This window comes from Pseudoalteromonas sp. CNC9-20 (genome assembly GCF_022347875.1).
Lineage (GTDB): Bacteria > Pseudomonadota > Gammaproteobacteria > Enterobacterales > Alteromonadaceae > Pseudoalteromonas > Pseudoalteromonas ruthenica.
This window is the reverse complement of the sequence record NZ_JAKRFS010000003.1, coordinates 229,466-247,390: the sequence shown is the minus strand read 5'-3', so window position 1 is coordinate 247,390 and position 17,925 is coordinate 229,466. Positions and strand designations below refer to the sequence as shown.

At 48.0% G+C, this 17,925-nt stretch carries 18 protein-coding genes; 6 read left to right on the top strand and 12 right to left on the bottom strand.

Translation table 11 applies throughout. The features are described from left to right. Positions 1 to 93: 93 nt before the first annotated feature. The 4 genes from MHM89_RS08285 to MHM89_RS08270 are packed head-to-tail and all read right to left on the bottom strand — an operon-like array spanning position 94 to position 3,546. On the bottom strand, positions 94 to 1,650 hold the full coding sequence (locus MHM89_RS08285; protein WP_239408580.1) for a serine hydrolase: 1,557 nt from the start codon (positions 1,648 to 1,650) through the stop codon (positions 94 to 96). Beyond that, positions 1,647 to 2,147, bottom strand: coding sequence for a gamma-glutamylcyclotransferase family protein (locus tag MHM89_RS08280; protein ID WP_022945892.1), 501 nt, complete (start codon positions 2,145 to 2,147; stop codon positions 1,647 to 1,649). The genes MHM89_RS08285 and MHM89_RS08280 overlap by 4 nt, the downstream gene beginning before the upstream one ends. Beyond that, positions 2,144 to 2,770, bottom strand: coding sequence for a LysE family transporter (locus MHM89_RS08275; protein WP_239408579.1), 627 nt, complete (start codon positions 2,768 to 2,770; stop codon positions 2,144 to 2,146). The genes MHM89_RS08280 and MHM89_RS08275 overlap by 4 nt, the downstream gene beginning before the upstream one ends. After that, the gene (locus MHM89_RS08270) at positions 2,767 to 3,546 is read right to left on the bottom strand and encodes a hypothetical protein (protein ID WP_239408578.1); all 780 of its coding nucleotides are present in this window, start codon (positions 3,544 to 3,546) and stop codon (positions 2,767 to 2,769) included. The genes MHM89_RS08275 and MHM89_RS08270 overlap by 4 nt, the downstream gene beginning before the upstream one ends. Before the next feature lie 120 nt (positions 3,547 to 3,666). On the opposite strand from MHM89_RS08270, the gene MHM89_RS08265 reads away from it, so the two are divergent. Together MHM89_RS08265 and MHM89_RS08260 are read left to right on the top strand one after the other, a co-directional pair. Beyond that, positions 3,667 to 4,254, top strand: a complete 588-nt coding sequence (locus tag MHM89_RS08265) for an outer membrane beta-barrel protein (RefSeq protein WP_022945895.1) — start codon at positions 3,667 to 3,669, stop codon at positions 4,252 to 4,254. An 11-nt stretch (positions 4,255 to 4,265) separates the two neighbouring features. Further along, entirely contained in the window at positions 4,266 to 4,595 is a 330-nt protein-coding gene (locus tag MHM89_RS08260) for a 5-carboxymethyl-2-hydroxymuconate Delta-isomerase (protein ID WP_022945896.1), read from the top strand. A 53-nt stretch (positions 4,596 to 4,648) separates the two neighbouring features. On the opposite strand, the gene MHM89_RS08255 is transcribed toward MHM89_RS08260, so the two are convergent. Beyond that, complete coding sequence (locus MHM89_RS08255; RefSeq protein WP_343224225.1) at positions 4,649 to 6,691, bottom strand: winged helix-turn-helix domain-containing protein; 2,043 nt, start codon at positions 6,689 to 6,691, stop codon at positions 4,649 to 4,651. Positions 6,692 to 7,031: 340 nt separating this feature from the next. Between MHM89_RS08255 and MHM89_RS08250 the strand changes: the two genes are divergently transcribed. Further along, entirely contained in the window at positions 7,032 to 10,070 is a 3,039-nt protein-coding gene (locus tag MHM89_RS08250; protein WP_239408576.1) for a TonB-dependent receptor, read from the top strand. 55 nt (positions 10,071 to 10,125) lie between these two features. Here MHM89_RS08250 and MHM89_RS08245 read toward each other — a convergent pair whose 3' ends face one another. Together MHM89_RS08245 and MHM89_RS08240 are read right to left on the bottom strand one after the other, a co-directional pair. Beyond that, on the bottom strand, positions 10,126 to 10,968 hold the full coding sequence (locus MHM89_RS08245) for an amidohydrolase family protein (RefSeq protein WP_239408575.1): 843 nt from the start codon (positions 10,966 to 10,968) through the stop codon (positions 10,126 to 10,128). After that, positions 10,969 to 11,697: an SDR family NAD(P)-dependent oxidoreductase gene (locus tag MHM89_RS08240; RefSeq protein WP_045980555.1), complete on the bottom strand. Its 729-nt coding sequence runs from the start codon at positions 11,695 to 11,697 to the stop codon at positions 10,969 to 10,971. It lies immediately after the preceding gene. Positions 11,698 to 11,771: 74 nt separating this feature from the next. On the opposite strand from MHM89_RS08240, the gene MHM89_RS08235 reads away from it, so the two are divergent. Next, positions 11,772 to 12,161 carry an acyl-CoA thioesterase gene (locus MHM89_RS08235; protein WP_022945901.1) on the top strand — a complete coding sequence of 130 codons (390 nt, stop codon included), beginning with the start codon at positions 11,772 to 11,774 and terminating at the stop codon, positions 12,159 to 12,161. On the opposite strand, the gene MHM89_RS08230 is transcribed toward MHM89_RS08235, so the two are convergent. After that, complete coding sequence (locus MHM89_RS08230; RefSeq protein ID WP_239408574.1) at positions 12,158 to 12,562, bottom strand: META domain-containing protein; 405 nt, start codon at positions 12,560 to 12,562, stop codon at positions 12,158 to 12,160. The genes MHM89_RS08235 and MHM89_RS08230 overlap by 4 nt on opposite strands. Positions 12,563 to 12,759: 197 nt before the next feature. Between MHM89_RS08230 and MHM89_RS08225 the strand changes: the two genes are divergently transcribed. Both MHM89_RS08225 and MHM89_RS08220 read left to right on the top strand, forming a co-directional pair. Next, complete coding sequence (locus tag MHM89_RS08225) at positions 12,760 to 14,334, top strand: S41 family peptidase (RefSeq protein ID WP_130148773.1); 1,575 nt, start codon at positions 12,760 to 12,762, stop codon at positions 14,332 to 14,334. A gap of 5 nt (positions 14,335 to 14,339) precedes the next feature. Continuing rightward, positions 14,340 to 14,708 carry a hypothetical protein gene (locus MHM89_RS08220; RefSeq protein WP_045980552.1) on the top strand — a complete coding sequence of 123 codons (369 nt, stop codon included), beginning with the start codon at positions 14,340 to 14,342 and terminating at the stop codon, positions 14,706 to 14,708. Positions 14,709 to 14,757: 49 nt separating this feature from the next. Here MHM89_RS08220 and MHM89_RS08215 read toward each other — a convergent pair whose 3' ends face one another. From MHM89_RS08215 to MHM89_RS08200, 4 genes are all read right to left on the bottom strand, one after another. Further along, on the bottom strand, positions 14,758 to 15,933 hold the full coding sequence (locus MHM89_RS08215; protein WP_022945905.1) for a mandelate racemase/muconate lactonizing enzyme family protein: 1,176 nt from the start codon (positions 15,931 to 15,933) through the stop codon (positions 14,758 to 14,760). A gap of 12 nt (positions 15,934 to 15,945) precedes the next feature. After that, a complete protein-coding gene (locus MHM89_RS08210) occupies positions 15,946 to 16,713 on the bottom strand; it encodes a class II aldolase/adducin family protein (protein ID WP_239408730.1) in 768 nt (255 codons plus the stop codon). Positions 16,714 to 16,833: 120 nt separating this feature from the next. Continuing rightward, a complete protein-coding gene (locus MHM89_RS08205; RefSeq protein ID WP_045980550.1) occupies positions 16,834 to 17,157 on the bottom strand; it encodes a cytochrome c in 324 nt (107 codons plus the stop codon). Positions 17,158 to 17,288: 131 nt separating this feature from the next. Next, complete coding sequence (locus MHM89_RS08200; RefSeq protein ID WP_045980549.1) at positions 17,289 to 17,831, bottom strand: DUF2058 domain-containing protein; 543 nt, start codon at positions 17,829 to 17,831, stop codon at positions 17,289 to 17,291. Positions 17,832 to 17,925 lie beyond the last annotated feature (94 nt).

Here is a 17,925-nt window from a genome sequence, read left to right as displayed (position 1 = left end):
GAGCCTATATAGTAAACAAGCTCGCATCAATGCGCTTTTCTCCTTTAGTCTTATAATGAACAAGGCACCCTTAGGTGCCTTATTATCACGGTTTTACTGCTCTGTGGCTCGTAAATCTAAATTACGGAAGTCGAAGCTAAAGTCTGTCACCTGTGGTGCCACCGCACGCATAGAGGCTGACTTTAGCGTATTATCGCTACCCATGGTAAATTCGATAAAAGCATCGGCTTCAAGCAATGGCTCGTCCCACTTAACGATAAAGGTGTTGCCACTGTGATGCTTGAGCTGCCCTTTTAAGCGTTTAGTATGGGTAAAATCGATACGCAACGTGCCGCTCACTTCTTCGATAATCACATCGCCGTACCAAGCATCGTGCAAAGTGCCGGTATAATAATGATTAGGCAATGCCTGTTGGTAATCTTCCACCATGGCTGGTTTAGCTGAAGCATAGGCTTTTTCCTTGCGGCTAAAGTGCTGTTCAGCGTAAATTTCGACCCAGTCTTTATCTTCTAGCTCCAGCGCTTGCTCAAAAATTTCCTCGGTCACCGCTGATAAAGCCGAAAACGCCTGCTGGTTTGATAACACCACAACACCGAGCTTTTCTTCAGGGATCAAAGAAACCTGAGAGACCATGCCAAGAATACCGCCACCATGGCCAACACGCTTGTAACCGTGATAGTCAACAATCGACCACCCTAAACCATAGCCACTGAATTGACGACGCGAGTCGGCAAAGGCTTTTTTCGACACGGCGCGGTTAATATGCGGTAACCACATCTCACGTTGCTGCTTTTCACTGAAAAGTTGCTCGCCATTAGCCATTGTGCCGCCATTGAGCTGAGTATTTAACCACGAACTCATCTCTTCAACATTAGAAGCTATTGCGCCAGCACCACGGAAGTCTTCAAGGTAGTTGACAAAAAACGGGTGCAGCTTGCCATCTAAAGGAATGTGCCCGGTAGCATAGTTAGTATTATCTGGTGCAATACGCGAGAAACCGGCGCGTGAGCGGGTCATCTCAAGCGGTGTGAGAATCTTCTGTTCAATATAATCCTGCCAACTCATACCACTGACTCGCGCCACCACTTCACCGGCGGTAACGAACATTAAGTTGTTGTAGGCATATTGACTACGAAAGCTCGACTTTGGTTTTAAATGCTTTAGCCCGGCGAGAATATCCGCCACCGATTTATTGGTGTCTGGCCAAATCATTAAGTCACCCTGCCCAAGCCCCAATCCGCTACGGTGACTCAACAGGTCGCGAATAGTCATATGCGCCGATGCATACGGATCGTGCAAACGAAACTCCGGCAGATGTGTCTGCACCTTATCATCCCAGTCCAACTTGCCTTCATCTACCAGCATTGCGAGCGCCGCACTGGTAAAAGCTTTGGTATTGGAGGCAATGCCAAACAAGGTCTCGCTAGTCACTGGCTCTTGGCTTTGAATATGGCGCACACCAAAACCCTGGGCATACACCATTTCGCCATCTTCGACGACAGCCACAGCCATACCCGGCACATCAAATCGGGCCATAGAGTGCTCAATAGCGGCGGTTATTTTATCTTTATCAAGCGCTGCCGAGGCCGAATTAGGTAGGTGCAGAGCGGCGAATAGCGCACTCGAAGCTAACAATGTTTTCAGTTTCATTTTTGTTCCTTGTTATACATCTGTGTTTCCCGTAAATGCCGTTCGCGATTTAAATCCTCTACGCTGGCCCTGGTTTTAATAGCGTTCACATAATGCTCCGGTAGCTGAGCTTCACGGGCGCCGTAATACACATGCTGAACATACCAATCAAACGGCAGCGCAACTTTATCTAAGGTATTGGCAATGTAGCAAAACACCTGCACGTGTTCATTGCTGTCGATAAGAGTGACCGTGCGAGTTTCAATGTCATAACGCGGCCCTTCGATATCGTGCAAAATACCTTGTTCGTGATCACTTAATTGCCACACAACCCCATACACGGATTCATCGTCACTGGGATGAATCGTACATTTTCCAGAACCATCCAGACTGAGCATATCAAAATCAAGACGGTGGCCTTTGAGTTCTGCTACGCCAATGCGCTCAGCCCCTGGCAGGCGAGCGCGAATACGGTGAAGTGACATATTTGAGCCAAAGGCAAAATAAAACTGTGTCATAAAAGCACCACTTGTGTCGCTAATAGTAGAAGTACTACGCCGATGGCACGGTCAAACCAAAACCCCTTAGCAAGGAAGAATGTGCGCACTCGTGCTCGTGTCAGCATAATGGATAAAAAAGAAAACCACGCCCAAGTCGCCAGTGCCATATAGAGCCCGTAGCCAAGTTGCACCCATTTGGGCGTGTCGATTGAGATCACTAGGGTAAATAACGATAAAAAAAACAGCGTTGCCTTGGGGTTTAACGCATTGGTTAAAAAACCACGGCGAAAGGCCACTATAAATGACTCTGTAGGCTGCGTGGTAGTAGGGTGAACTTGCTCAACTTGCCCCGGTTTCGCGTGACGTAAAGCCTGAATACCCATGTATGCCAAATAGGCGGCTGCCATGTATTTAAGTAAATTAAATAAATCAGGTGCCTGCGAGATAAGTAATGCCACACCTACGAAGCAGTAAATAATGTGTACGAGAATACCCGCGCCCACCCCAGCGCTGGTAATAAGTGCATTATCGCGACCAAAACGCACACTTTGACGCAGTACTACGGCAAAGTCAGGACCGGGACTGGCAACGGCAAAGAAGTGGGCACTGGCAATCGCTAAAAATTCCGGCCAATAGCTCATACTTGCTCCTTGCTCAGCAAGGATAGCAACATCGGGTTCGGACTATGATTGGCCAGTGTGCTGATAATCTTGTGTGCTTTTTTATAATAACTGCGCAAGTGTCCTTTCAAGTGCGCGGTGCCTTGCTTTTCCCCTTTGATAAAACAAAATAACGCCAGTAAAAACACATGTTGCTGCTCAGAAAGTTCACTGGCGCGATTAGCGTAGGGGTTATAACACTTGCCACAGCCGCCACGGAACTGATAGACGGTGTTGCTAAGCATCACGCCAAAACCAAAGAAGCTGGCCACTACCTCAGTAGCGGCACCTATCATGGCTTCGCCACCTGGTGGCAATACCCCACGCTGATAAATCATAATGCGTGCAAATGCTTGTGCATAACTGGCGATTAAGTCTTGAGGTTGATTAATTTGCTGCGGGTTATAAGACACAAAGATCGCATGACTGTGCTCAACACAGTGCGCTTGCTCGCCTCGTAAAGCACCACTGAAACGCATCAGCGGAAATTGCTGCTCTGGCATCTGCCCTGAACCGAGTAATTGAATAGGCCAATTTTGCAAGCCACTGTGCGCTTTGACTTGGGCAAACACTTGCGCCGCCATTTGCTCTGTACTGCTACTTTGCCCCTGGAAAAATTCATTACTGGGCTGCACCAAGCGACTGTGATTGCGAAAGTAATCCGCATCAAAATGTTCGAAGGCCCATAAAAAGGCATCAAGCAGCCACTGCTGTTCGCTCTCGGTCAGTAACGGCGAGGGTTTTAACCAACTTAACATGTAATTTTTTATTGCAACTTATGTCGTTAACTGCAAGCATATCAACTTGGGTAAAAAATGATAGCCATCAGCGATATGGCTCAGCTATCGATGTCACACTAACGCTCAAGGAGAGCCCTTATGATCACTCGCTCATTGTTGTTAGCCACGACCCTATTTAGCAGCGTTGCTGCCGCCGATGTAGCCGTGACCCTTTATGGCGGTCAATCATTTAGTCAAAGCTTAGAAACCAAAGAAGGCGCCGATATCGACCTTGAAGATGCCAATCACTTTGCTTTTAGTATCGATAGGACCATTACCGATGCTCGCTATGGCTTTTATTACTCAGCCAACAAGAGCGATATTCAAGGGAATAATGAGCGCCAAGTAAATATTCAACACTATATGTTTCAAAGTGCCGTAGAGTATCCCCTAGCGAGCTCGACAACGGGTTACTTTGGGGCCCAAATTGGCGCCGCGAATGTCGACCCCGAATGGTTAAGCAGCGATACCTACTTTGCCACCGGGTTATTCACTGGCGCTGGCTATCATGTCACCGACAACGCTCAGCTTATGTTCGAGGTGCGCTGGTTAGCGACCATTATTAATAATGACAGCGACTTTAATTGCACCATTAGCAACGATCCAAATGATCAATGCCTCTGGCATTTTGATGGAGATGTGCTAAACCAATTCAATACCAGCTTGGCATTTAGTATGCGATTTTAACGAGTTCAGCCATGCCACACATTGTTGTAGAACACTCAGAAGATTTGCCTGTACTCCCCCAGGTACTGGTAGAAAAAGTACACCAAGCCACCTTTTCCAGTGGCCTCTTTGAATTAGATGCGATTAAGACGCGAGCCATCGCCTATCGCCATTATCAACTTGGCGAAAACAAAGAGGGCTTCATTCACATCTGTGCTTACATTATGGCGGGACGCTCGCCCATGCAGAAACAGCAACTCAGCAATCACTTATTAGAGTGTCTGCGCACTTATTGTCGCGAATCAGATTGTCTCAGCGTCGATGTGCGTGATCTTGAGCCAGATATATACTGTAAAGGGTAATACGGACCAAGACAGGTGAGGCGAGTATTCGGTTCTCGTCTTACCTTTGGCCGTTAGCGATATACCATAATGTCAATTTGCGGGTCTTTATAGGCACTGTACAGCAGCCAGTTCTTGTGCGGCACAAAGCTCATTCCCAAATTACGAGAGAAGCCGCGCTCTTGCACCCTGATCACATCGGTCACCTTATTCGTGGCCATATCATAGCGACTAATACGATAATCGGCGCGATTAACTTTAAAGAAGTACACCTTTTCATTGTGATAATGCCATCCGTAGGCGCCCGACAAGAGCACCTCCTCGGTCAGCGGTGCCGAAGTGCCATCGCTTAAGTTAAGTAAGTACAATCGCTTACCTTGAGGTTTGGCGTATATCAAGGTCTGCTCATCCATCGCCATTGCATAAGCGCCGCCATCTTGAGTCAGCGCCTGCACGCTCAGGGTGTTCAAATCAATACTATAAAGTTGCTTCTGGTCAGAAACATAAAGGTGATGGTTGTCTAGAGACCACGTAGGACGCCCAAAATAATTAAGCGACACTTCTAGCTGCTGAGCGCGGCCACTGTGCATATCATAGATATACAAATGATTACTGTGTTCACTGAAGGCATTAAAAGCAATATAGCGGCCATCATGAGACCAGCTCGGGTCCTCTGCGGTCATCTGCAAATGCGTGAGTTGGCGGCGATTGCTGCCGTCGACATCGGCACCCCATAGCTCATCAAAGCCTGACTCATTGGAGACAAACACTATTTTTTTGGCTTGTTCGCTGTATGCGGGGTAGCGCACACTGTGTTCACCTAGCAGCAAGGGGAAAGGAGTTGAGGCCACATCGGCGTCTAGGCTTAATCTCACAATCGATTTAGGAATGCGCCAACGGTGGTAATACAAGGCACCATCTGGCCCATAATGCGGATAGCTAAAGCCAGGTAAATCGAGGGCTTGTAACTGTCCACTGGGCAAATGCAAGTGATAACCTTGACGACGCCCTTGTTCAATAACAGAAAATGTAAGCCGAGATAACAAAGGATGCCATGCCACACCACGCACATCGAGAAAGCCTGATGTGAGTTGCTGTTGCTCGCCGCTGGTGGCATTGATCAATACTAACTCTTCATGGCCTGAGTCATAGTTGCGGCTGACCACCACCTGCGAGGCATCCGGCGATAAAGCTAATGCTTCATCACGAAACTGGCAAGGCTCATGGGTGCAGCTCAAAGGCCGTTTGCTACCGGTGCGCAAATCACGCAAATAAGCAATGTTAGTAGTACCGTCGGCACTTAAGCCGATATACGCTAATGTGTGACCATCTTTCGAGATAGCAACATCAGCACTGCCTTTACTTAAACACTGATCCAATATCTGCACCTTATTATTAAGCAAAGAATGTTGCACCACTTGGCAGCCGATATCCTTACCCTTACGGTAGTAAAATAATGAATGCATATCAGCGCTAAATACCCCACGACTTTCACGATACGGGCTTTGCGTAATTGCCTGCGCACTTTGCTCCGGTGCTAATAAGCTTTGTTTGTAAAGGTTGGTGGGTTGGCCAAGGCGGCGCCACGAGTACAACAGCCATTGACCATCGGGCGATACACTGGGGAAGAGTTCACGCCCTAACTCATCGGTGATTTTAGTGCTACTCGCCTGCGCTATTTTAGCTGCCGGTTGCGGCCACCAGAAAAAAATGATCGCAGACAGAGCCATAATCCCCAAGAAAATCAAAGCGAACGAGCGTTTAAGCGGTTTTGTCTGTGCTTGCTTAGACTCTTGTGTCTGCGGCGAAATACACAAGCGATAACCCGTTTTGCGCAATGTTTCAATGTATTCATGCTGCGCATCGCATTGTTTAAAGGCACTACGCAGGTGCCAGATAGCATTAGTGAGTGCTTTTTTGCCTACATAGGCGTTGCCTTGCCAAATATGCGCAATTAACTCGTCGCGACTGACAGGCTCAGGATAGCGCTCGGCTAGATAGCATAATAATTCCATGAATTTGGGCTGCAATGCATGACTATTCTGCCCACATGTAATAATGCAACGGCTTACATCTATATGACACGCACCTATTAAAAATTCCTTGCCAAACTGCACTAATTCTATACAACCCAAAAAGCCAACATATCCACTTTTGCAGTCTACAGTGATTCACTTTAGTTAACCAAGCCGTTTGCGATAAAGGGTCGAGAAATTAAATTAAGCACATGATTTTTAAGGAATAGATATTTAATAGATATAAAAAAGGTTGATAAAAGAGGCTCCCTTGTTTGCTAGTTGTCAGCAATCAAATTACAACGGTTACATGTAATTAACCACTGTAATATTACACATAATTAAAGACCCATCGCTGCCGCGCAGGCAAACTGATTTCCCCCCAGTTATTGGTTTAAAACGCTGCGGCAGCACTTCGAATATAATAATAAAGGGAACAATCGTGTCTTACTCCAAAACCCCACTCAAAAAGTGTCTAGTCGCGGCAGCAATTAGCGCCTGTTTTAGCAGCTATGCAGTGGCTAACGAGCAACAAGTAGCGCGACAAGATAACGCTGCGCCCGCCACCGTTGAACAGCCAGAAGAAGTTGAAAAAATCATCGTCACTGGGTCACGACTACGTCGTACCAATTTTGACACGCCTTCACCCATTGTCAGCGTCGGTAAAGACGAACTAAACGACACTGGGCTTGGCTCATTATCTGAGATATTAGTCGATCAAATACCCGCGATCAGTGAATCATTCAGTAACACCAACAGCCAATCTAGTGTACAAAATACCGGGTTATCCACCATAAACCTACGAGACTTAGGCACTGACCGCACCTTAACCCTGATCGATGGCCGACGCGTTGTCTCCAACAGCTACAGCGGCAACTATATCAGTCTGGGCACCATCCCCTCCGGTATGGTTCAACGTGTTGAAGTCATTTCCGGTGGTGCTTCAGCTGTCTACGGCTCTGATGCCATAGCCGGGGTGGTTAACATCATCACCCAAACAGATAAAGTCGGCAGCGAAATTAAAGTGCGCGGCGGCACCACGCCTGAAGGCGGTGGCGACGAATTTACCCTAGATGCCGAGCATGGCTTTACCTTTGCTGATGGCCAAGGCTACGGCTTTTTTAGCGCCACATGGGATCGTCAATTTGGCATTAATTGGGAGGACCGTGACCGAGCAGCGATTGAGGCCAGTTATGATTACCTCGCCAGTAAAATGTGTAATGCCATGAACACCATCGATGGTGACCAATGTATGCGTGACATCACTCAAGCCGATTGGCGAGAGCGCAGCGATGGTACCTATGGCGGGGTATTCGAAGAAGGGTTAGATGCCGCTGACGGAGGCTACTACTACACCGCTGATGGCTTACAAAGTGGCTGGAATGAAGAGCGCGATGGTATCAACTATGAGATGTTCGATAAGATTAAGGTCCCCAATGATCGCTTCGCAACCGCCTTTAAATTTGATTACGATTTGAATGACAGTGTTCGCGGCTATGCGCAAGTGCAATACAGCAAAACTGGTTCCCGCAATGTGAAATCGCCAGAGGACGAATATGAAGGCGCAGATGCTCTTATTCTCGACCCATTAACGGGCGCTGCAGGTGAAATTAGCCCGGGCTATATTGAGCTTGATAACCCCTTCTTGCCCGATGAAATTCGCGATAATGCGAAAGGCCGTATCAACTGGGACCGCCGCTTTGCCGAAGTCGGCCCTGTGACCACAGATAACAGCCGAGAAACGATTCGTAGCTGGGCAGGCTTAAAAGGCACAGCCTTTAATGATGAGTGGGACTGGGATGTCTCAATAGGCTATGGCACCTTTGAGCAAAAACAAAAGCGCCTTAATGAGCTAAATACCGTGCGTGTACGCCAAGCCCTCGCCTCTGAGCGTCTGGCTGATGGCACGGTGCAATGTAAAGATGCCGATGCACGAGCCGAGGGCTGTGTACCGCTGAATATTTTCGGTATTGGCTCGATTACACCAGAGATGGCGGATTGGATCCGGGCCACTCCTGTGATCACCACAGATATTACTCAGCTTAACGTGCAAGGCTATATGACGGGCGATCTATTCGAGATGCCAGCTGGCCCAGTGGCGACTGCTTTTGGCTTTGAGTACCGCCGCGATACCCAAGATGTGATCACCAATAAAGAGCAGCGGTATGGCGGCGTAACCTTTAACGTAGTGCCGACCTTCTCAGGTGATATGGATATCTATGAAGCCTTTGCCGAGGCCTCGCTCCCCTTACTAAGAGACACAACCTTAGCGAAATCTCTGGATTTAGAAACCTCGCTACGCATTGCCAACTATAGCCCAGAAGGCATAGATACCATGGCGAGTTACCGCGCAGGGTTTAGCTGGGTGCCAGCCTCAGGTTATATGGTTCGAGCCAACTACTCTCGAGCACAGCGAGCCCCGAACATTACTGAGCTAATGTCGCCACCACGCGGTGACTTTGATAGCTTCAGCGATATTTGTGATGGCGTAACAGCAACCTCCACAGAGCTTGGTCATGATGCCTGTCGCCAAGAAGCGGGAATTGCCCAAGCGATTGCAAACGAAGGCGTGTTTGAAGATGAAAACAGCGGCTACTCACCTAACACCGGTAACGAACTGCTCAAAGAAGAAACCGCCGACACCTACACGTTAGGATTAACCATTCAGCCAGATTTCGCTCCTAACTTAGGGATGTCGTTCGATTATTATGATATCCAAATCAGTGACTCCATCGAACAAATTGGTAATGAGGATATTCTCCAAGAGTGCTACGCTTCTGCTGCTGTGCCCTTTGGTGAGAATAATAGTTTCTGTGGTGACATTACCCGTGACAGTGATGGTCAAATCACACAAATTTTGCAGCGTGTATTTAACCTCAGCGAAACGCGTACTCGGGGCTATGATATTGCCATCAACTACCGTTACGACTTGCCCGAGTACGGTAGTCTGCGCTTAAAGCTCGATTGGAACCACGTCACCGAGTACAGCATTACCTATGAAGGTAACGACGGCACGGTGGTCAATCGCTACGATGGTGAGCTAGATTCTGGCATTTTCACCGACAAAGCTCGCGCTTCACTCACTTGGTCTTATGAAGACTTACGAGTACGTTGGACCACCAAGTACAAAAGCGACATCGTTGATAGCCATGACCGCGTTGAAGACATGCGCGAACTCTTTGCCGAGAATGCCGCAAATTGTGCCACTGGCGATGATAGCTGTGTCGAAAATCCAGAGCAGCCAAAATATTTATATTACCCCTCTTATATCACCCATGATATTTCGCTTTCTTATAACCTCTCATTGCAAGGGGATCAGGACGTGCGCCTATTTGCTGGGGTAAATAATATTTTTGACGACCAAGGCCCGTTTATTCCTTACACAGGCGATAATGTCGAGCATGGCGTCGGCAACTTTGATAGTGAATATGGCGGTGGTGTCGGCCGGTTTGCCTATCTTGGAGCCCAGTACAGCTTCTAAACGAGTAGGCTCATCCCCTACCTTGTTGACTAAAGCCTCTCAATGAGAGGCTTTTTTATGGCTGATGATAAAGCTGCCACGCATTATCGTGCATAAGTTTGTGTTTTTGTGGCAACACCATATCGGCGTACCCCTGCCACACCTGATGATAACTTTGCTGCATTAAACACAGGGGAAAGTTACTGGCGAGCATCACCCGTTCAGCGCCCAGCGCGTTAATACAACATCTAATAACCTGCTGCTGCCACTGCACTGACTTATGCGGATACAACATTTCCCAGCCACTGCATTTGATCAAGATGTTGTCACAGCTACGCAATAACGCTAGGTTGTCTTGCCATAATGACCACCCATCCACACTCACCAAGCCACAATGGTTAATGACTATGTTGATAGTCGGCACAGCTGTGGCTAAATCAATAAGGCGTTTGCACAATTGGCTATCAGCAAGTGTAAATTGCGCCTCAAAAAGAAGCCCTTGCTCTGCTAACAGCGCGGCGTTGTCGATGCAATGGGGGTTAAGTAATCGCGCTCCATCTGCGCCTTCGGTGATATCACGAATACCACGCAATAGCGGGTGTTGTAACTTAGCTAATGCCTCAGCAAAATCAGCAGGGGCCAGGTCAATCGCGGCATGACTAATGGCGGCCCCAGTAAACCCCGAGGCAGCCAACCACTGTAGCTCTCGAGCGGGTTCAGCATTGTCAAAACCGGCTTCAATATGCACCGCGCCGCAGTGTTGCAACGGCTCCTTGAGGTGCAAATCCTGCTGCTTAAAATTACGCGTAATAGCCTGTTTTTGCGGCCAAAATGGCGCTCCTTTGCGCCTTAACCAGTGATAGTCACCCTGGCTAAGGTCAAACAAGTGCACATGAGGGTCAAACAGGCGCTGCGACATTTACTGGGCCGTGTAACCACCGTCGATCACCTGCAGTGATCCGGTGATAAACCCAGCTTCATCGCTGGCTAAAAATGCCACGAGGCTCGCCACTTCATGGGCTTGCCCGAGTCGCCCCAACGGCTGCATGGCTGACTCCTGTGCCACCACTTCTTCTTTGTTAGCACCACTGCGTTGGCAGTAGTTGTCGATGGCATTGTGGAACAACGGCGTTTCTATGGTACCTGGACACACCGCATTGGCCCGAATGCCAAACTCGGCGTAATCCAGTGCGGTGGTTTTCGCCATCGAAGCCAATGCAGATTTCGATAGGCTGTAGGCGAAGGAGTTGCGCTTCCCCACTAGTGCTTGGTCAGAAGAAATATAAACTATCGCCCCTTTATTAGCGCTGCGCATACTGGGCAGCACGGCTTGGGTTGCCGCATAAGCGCCTTTTATGTTGAGCGCGATAACTTCATCTAGCAACGCTTCATCGGTTTGCTCTATGGTGGCGCTGCGGTGAATTCCTGCATTACATACCAACACATCAACCCCTTGTTCACGCTCGCATATCTCTGCAATGATCGCTTTTACGCTAGGCACATCGCGCATATCACAATGGCGATACTCGCCTTGCTCCGACGTGACAATATCTAAGTTATAAACGCGATACCCTTGCGCTAATAACTTTTCAACAATGGCCAGACCAATTCCTTTACTACCACCGGTTACAATAGCGATTTCACTCATATTCATTTACGCCTTGATGTACTGTAATCCCCATACTAGCATCAGCGCCAAATAAAAATATAGGAATTGAGATTATGACCTTTCGTATTGATATGAAAGTACGCGATTACGAATGTGATATTCAAGGAATTGTTAACAACAGTGTTTATTTCAACTACTTAGAGCATGCTCGTCACGAGTTTTTACTTGCGCAAGGGGTTGATTTTGCTGCGCTTGCGAGAGATAAAATCAACTTGGTGGTGCTGCGTAGCGAGCTGGATTACAAGGCATCGCTTATGCCAGGGGATCATTTCTACGTGACCGTAGAGGTTGTGCGCGAAAGCCGCTTAAAATTTGCTTTTGTGCAAAATGTTTATCGCAGTGCTGACGACAAAGTGGCCCTGCAAGCCAAAGTGATAGGGACTGCGGTGAATGCCAAAGGGCGCCCTTTTGTTGCCAAAGAACTGGAAACGCTAATCGCTTAAGGTGTGGTGCGCTTGAAGGTGAGCACATGCTCGCCGCTCAGCGTCATTTGACGCTCGCCAAGGCGCACAATCGGCGCTGACTTCAACGTCGCCAATAGTGCTTGCTCTGTGCCTGTCAGTGCGGCGTTACATTGTTTATAGGTCATTCCCAGATTAGTGACTTCTAGGCGTTGCTCGCGAATATTGCTGGCGGCAAAGAAGTCATTACAACCGGAAAAGCCATTTAGCTGCAAAGCATCAATAAAGCTGAGTGAGGCTTGATGATGGCGCACATCTTCACCGTCAACCGACATAAGCTGCCAGTCATGGTACTTCGCTGCATCCGCTAGCTGCTCGTCAGTTGATGCACAACCGCTCAACGCTAAAACCATAGCCATCGCAAAGACTTGTTTTGCTCTCACCTATTACACCTTACGCTTATTCTTAGCCACGTCCGTAGTGGGTATTAACTATCGCGCTAATGCTAATGCAAAGCAACGTATAATGCACTGCTTTAACTAAAAGAAAGCGATATAAATCATAAGAGTTAACTTTCTTTTTACAGTCTTACACGCTTTGATATAAAGTTACTTACAGGCTAACACTAAGGCGAAACTCCATGATCATTAAACATTCTTTTCGAACGGCTTTATGTGCCGCTATCATAGCTACCTTAAATGGCTGTGGGAGTGGCAGTGACGATACAACATCCCCAGGCCCTAGCCCCGATACAGGGTGGGTTGCCGGTGTTTTTGCTGACTCCGAACAATTTAAAGGCCAATGCGCTGCGCTAGACCAAAAGTACTGGCTGCGCTCATGGAGTAATGAAACTTACCTCTGGTACGATGAAATTGAAGACCGCGATCCCGCGTCCATCACTGATGTCATTGACTACTTCAATGTACTGAAAACGAATGACGTCACCGCGTCCGGTGCGCCCAAAGATAACTTTCACTTTAGCCTGCCCACCGATGAATGGGAGCAACAACAGCAAAGTGGCAGTGTGTTAGGCTATGGTTTTAACTTTCGCGTTGTCAAGGCGACTCCTCCGCGCGAGGTCGTGGTGACCTACAGCGAGCCGAATACTGATGCGAGCACCCAAGGCATTGAGCGAGGTTGGCAAATCGCCGCTGTAAATGGCGTGGATGTTGTCAATAGCGACAATGTCGATGCCATTAACGCCGCTTTGTTCCCCACGCAAACAGGTGTTGAAACACAGTTTACCTTCACCCTGCGCGGCTCCAACCAGCAACAGCGTATTACCTTAGACTCGGCGCAATTCACCCAAGACCCAGTAATGAAGGTGGGCACACTCAGTACCGGCACTGGCAATGTTGGTTATATGCAGTTTAATGATCACAATGCACCTGCCGAGCGTCAGTTAGTTGATGCCGTTAATCAACTCGCGGGCGCCAATATTTCTGACTTGGTGGTTGATATGCGCTACAACGGTGGTGGCTTTCTCGCCATGGCGGCTCAGCTCGGGTATATGATTGCAGGTAGCAATAACACCAACGGGGTGATATTCGAGCAAACTATTTTTAATGATAAAAACCCAGACACAAACCCGGTAACTGGCGATCCCTTAACTCCCTTTCCTTTTATTGACGAATACATTGGCTTCGACCCCGACTCCGGCATCAGCGCGGGCACAGCCTTGCCAAGTCTTAATTTGAACCGTGTATTTGTGCTCACCACCGGCAACACGTGCTCCGCCAGCGAAGCGTTAATTAACGGCTTACGGGGTATCCCCGATAGCCGTAACTTTGAAGTAGTACTCATTGGCGATGGCACCTGTGGCAAGCCTTATGGCTTTTACCCTACCGATAATTGCGATACCACCTTTTTCACCATTCAATTTACTGGCGTCAATGACAAAGGGTTTGGTGAATATGCCGATGGCTTTGCGCCGCAGAATATTACTAATACCGAGCGCGCGCCAGTGCTTGTGCAAGGCTGCGCTGTAGCCGATGACTTTAATCATTTACTCGGCGATCGTAATGAGGCCTTGCTCAGTGCAGCTCTTGGCTACCGCGCGACCGGTAACTGCCCTGCTGCAAGCACTTTAGCTGGCTTAAAAGGTTATGCTGTTAGCAATGCTGCGGCTAATTCAGGAGCAGCTGCCATCGGCGACAACCGCACGCACAGCAAGTTGCAAAACAACCGGATAATGACGCCAGTGAGAAAGGACTAACGGCTATGACTCTTAAAAAAATCACCACCCTGTTGGCGTCAATGCTGTTTATCACCAGTACCGGTTGCAATAGCACCAGCGACTCGCAGCTCAAGCAAACCCTACTGGTCAATGCCGCAGACGAGCAAGTCGCTGAGATTATCAGTCGCATCCTTGACGCTGATAAGGTGCGCCTCAGTGGCGGCGTGTTCACCCAGCAAAGCTCATTGGTACTAAGCCATCCCAATGTGGTCGATAGCCAAGGCAACCCTATCATGGGCAAACAAATCACCATGCCCGATCGCTTTATGCTGATGCGCGATGAAGACCAGTGTTATATCCATCACCTAAATAGCGACACCCTAGTCGCGGCACCACAGCTGCAATGCCAGTAAAAACAAAAAAGGCCAGCGCATAGGCTGGCCTTTTTTGTATCCAGTGAAGCTACTTCACTTCAACTCTTGATGAGCGCATCACGACCTCATCATTAAGCTCAATGCCAATGCCTGGCGCTTCACTGACCTTAAACTTACCATTCACTGGCTGCGGATCTTGAATACACAGCTCGCGGTTCCACTTTTTAATGGCATAGGTGTGGTGCTCGTGAATTAAAAAGTTCGGAATCGCACTTTCTAGATGCAAGGACGCCGCCGTAGCCACTGGCCCGCCACACACATGCGCTTGAATACGCACATCGAAGATATCGGCATAGTCACAGACTTTTTTAGTTTCGGTAAAGCCACCGCACAAACCAATATCCGGTTGCAGTACGTCAATACTTTGATCTTCAAGATAAGGGCGTACACCCCAGCGGTTATATAAACGCTCACCACCGGCGATGGGCACGGCGACTTTGTCTGCCACCTTTGCATGCAAAGAATGGTTGAGGTAATTCACCGGCTCTTCGTAGTACATACAATCGAATTCTTCAGCGATTTCACCAATCTGAATTGCCGATGTTGCTCCGGGCAGGCTATGACATTCAAAAATAATATCCACCTCGTCCCCCACCGCTTCACGAATGGCTTGCATCCGCGCGCGGTACAGTTTCATCTCGCCACGGTCGATGATCTTAGTGCGATCGTAGTAAGTGTTCCCTTGTTTATCGTATTGAATTGGGTCCACTTTCACAGCATCGTAGCCTTGCGCCACCGCCTTAAGTGCGGCTTCAGCATACTCTTGCGGTTGCACTAAGGCCTTAAATTCGCTGTCCCAGTCAAACTGTAACTGCGACGCATAAGTACGCAGTTCATCATTCACCTTGCCGCCCAATAATTGGTATACAGGTAAGCCCAAAGCTTTACCCTTGATATCCCAAAGCGCGGTATCTATCGCACTCATGGCAGCGTAGACCACCGGCCCGCCACCGAGCCCCCAAAAACTCTCACGCAGCATCCGCGACCATAACAATTCTGTTTGGAATGGGTCATGACCGATTAAAAATGCATCCGCCATTTCTTTGATCATCGCTGCTGCAGCGCTGTGCCCTAAGTCATAAGCCAAGCCTGCTTCACCTACACCACTGATCCCCTCATCGGTGTGAATACGCACAAATACGGGTGTCCAAGCTGGGCGCTCTGGGCAGTGAATATCAAATATTTCTACACGATTTACTTTCATGGCTTATCCTTGTTATTCAGCAAAGCTAGGGTCAAGACGGTATGCTTTACGAAGCATAGCTGGCCACGCTTTTTGCCCGCCGGTGCTGCCGCTATGGACCACATTCGCTTGATTATAAATATTATCGATAATAGCCTGAGGCACAGGCGTAGGTGGCTGATTCATACTTTGAATGGCTACTTGAATTTCACACGCCCGCTGCAAGTCATAGAAACGCATAAAGGCATCGCCCACCGTTGGCCCGACGGTTAACCCGCCATGATTCACTAACAACATATGGTTAGTAGTGCCTAAGTCTTGTTGTAAGCGCTGCTTTTCCTCGTCATTCACTGCCAACCCCTCGTATTCGTGGTACGACAATGATGGCAACGAGAACATAGAGTGCTGGCTGTAAGGCTGCAGGCCACCCTTAACACTGGCTACAGCGATGGTTTCTTTGGTATGCAAGTGGATTACACAGTGGGCATCATCGCGCACTTCGTGAATGGCGCTATGAATAGTAAAGCCCGCTGGGTTTATTTGATGGGGCGTGTCGTCAAGAATATCACCTTGCAGATTCACCTTCACTAAATTAGAGGCAGTCACCTCATCGAAGCTCAAGCCAAATGCATTCACCAAGTACTCATCAGTGCCGGGAATACGCGCCGACATATGGGTGTAAATTAAATCGCCCCAACGCATATGCTCAACCAAGCGATAACACGCCGCCAAATCAACGCGTAAACGCCACTCTTGATCACTGACCTTATCGCGTAGCCTTAACAGGGGTAATGTCGGGATCACACTCATGAGTTACTCCACTTAAAATAGATGTATAGAAGTCTAAACACTTCTAGGGTGTCATTCAATAAAAAAAGCCACCGCAGGCAAACCTACGATGGCTTTTTTAAAATAATGACCTTATTTTACGTTGGCAAGGTATTCGGCAATGGCTTCAAACTCCGCATCACTGATGTTCATTACCATGGCTTTCATCGCCGCCGACATGCCATTGTTGCGCTTGCCAGACTTAATATCTTTCATTTGCGCTACCATATACTCTTTGTTCTGCCCTGCTAGTTTAGGATACAAAGGCATGATCGGTGCTTTACCATCGGCGCCGTGGCAAGTGTGGCAGTTTTTCTCAGTGTAGAGCGCTTTGCCATCGGCAGCATGAACATTCATAGTTAATGCCGATAATGCTAAAGCACCAGTTCCCACAAGGACTTTTGTTAGTTTTTTCATAGTAGTTACTCTTATGTTGACGGTAGATAAAATGTTAACAATGAGTGTAGACCCATGTTCTTAAACCTAGCAACTAAGAATTAACCTACACTGAGTGCCACCGACTACTGTACTCGTGCCGTCGCCTTTGACTACCAGATTAGATCATCAGGTACTTCGTAGTCTGCGTACGGATCGTCCTCGTCTTTTTGGTCGTCCTCATTTTCCACATGGAAAACAATATATTTTTCATCGACCTCGGCTATTTTACGAGCAGGCTCATCTTGCAGCACATAAAACTGGCCTTCTAATACGCAAATGGCTAAGCGCCCTTTTGCCAGCGCCTGCTGGGTTTGTGCATTAACATCGATTTCTTTAATTTTATTGTCGTAGGTGAAGTTGAAAGTAAGCTCACCGCGAATCTCATCTTGATTGTGATGTTCAAGAATTTGTTTTACCCGTGCAACCTGCTCTCGCTCTTTAAGCTCCTGTTTACGCTGCTCATTTAGCTGATTAGCTTTTTCTTGCTGCGCTTGTTTGGTTTGCTCAATGTGCTTTTGCAAATCACTTTGGTCGCTAGTGGCGCCTTTTTTCTTCTTTTTCTTTTGTGCTTTACGCTTTTCCGACTTGGCCAGTTTAGCTTTGTGCTCGTTGGTTAGCCCGGCTTTAAGAAGCTGATCTTGTAATGACCCCATATCTATCACTTGTAAAATACAAACCGAATAGGGTTATTTTACTCATCCTTCACGGAAATGACAGTAACAGAAGTGATTGCGAGAAACTTTGACT

What these genes read in the sequence shown, in the direction of transcription:
- MHM89_RS08285 (WP_239408580.1), bottom strand. Translation starts at nt 1,650, where the DNA reads ATGAAACTGAAAACATTGTTAGCTTCGAGTGCGCTATTCGCCGCTCTG.
- MHM89_RS08280 (WP_022945892.1), bottom strand. Translation starts at nt 2,147, where the DNA reads ATGACACAGTTTTATTTTGCCTTTGGCTCAAATATGTCACTTCACCGT.
- MHM89_RS08275 (WP_239408579.1), bottom strand. Translation starts at nt 2,770, where the DNA reads ATGAGCTATTGGCCGGAATTTTTAGCGATTGCCAGTGCCCACTTCTTT.
- MHM89_RS08270 (WP_239408578.1), bottom strand. Translation starts at nt 3,546, where the DNA reads ATGTTAAGTTGGTTAAAACCCTCGCCGTTACTGACCGAGAGCGAACAG.
- MHM89_RS08265 (WP_022945895.1), top strand. Translation starts at nt 3,667, where the DNA reads ATGATCACTCGCTCATTGTTGTTAGCCACGACCCTATTTAGCAGCGTT.
- MHM89_RS08260 (WP_022945896.1), top strand. Translation starts at nt 4,266, where the DNA reads ATGCCACACATTGTTGTAGAACACTCAGAAGATTTGCCTGTACTCCCC.
- MHM89_RS08245 (WP_239408575.1), bottom strand. Translation starts at nt 10,968, where the DNA reads ATGTCGCAGCGCCTGTTTGACCCTCATGTGCACTTGTTTGACCTTAGC.
- MHM89_RS08240 (WP_045980555.1), bottom strand. Translation starts at nt 11,697, where the DNA reads ATGAGTGAAATCGCTATTGTAACCGGTGGTAGTAAAGGAATTGGTCTG.
- MHM89_RS08235 (WP_022945901.1), top strand. Translation starts at nt 11,772, where the DNA reads ATGACCTTTCGTATTGATATGAAAGTACGCGATTACGAATGTGATATT.
- MHM89_RS08225 (WP_130148773.1), top strand. Translation starts at nt 12,760, where the DNA reads ATGATCATTAAACATTCTTTTCGAACGGCTTTATGTGCCGCTATCATA.
- MHM89_RS08220 (WP_045980552.1), top strand. Translation starts at nt 14,340, where the DNA reads ATGACTCTTAAAAAAATCACCACCCTGTTGGCGTCAATGCTGTTTATC.
- MHM89_RS08215 (WP_022945905.1), bottom strand. Translation starts at nt 15,933, where the DNA reads ATGAAAGTAAATCGTGTAGAAATATTTGATATTCACTGCCCAGAGCGC.
- MHM89_RS08205 (WP_045980550.1), bottom strand. Translation starts at nt 17,157, where the DNA reads ATGAAAAAACTAACAAAAGTCCTTGTGGGAACTGGTGCTTTAGCATTA.
- MHM89_RS08200 (WP_045980549.1), bottom strand. Translation starts at nt 17,831, where the DNA reads ATGGGGTCATTACAAGATCAGCTTCTTAAAGCCGGGCTAACCAACGAG.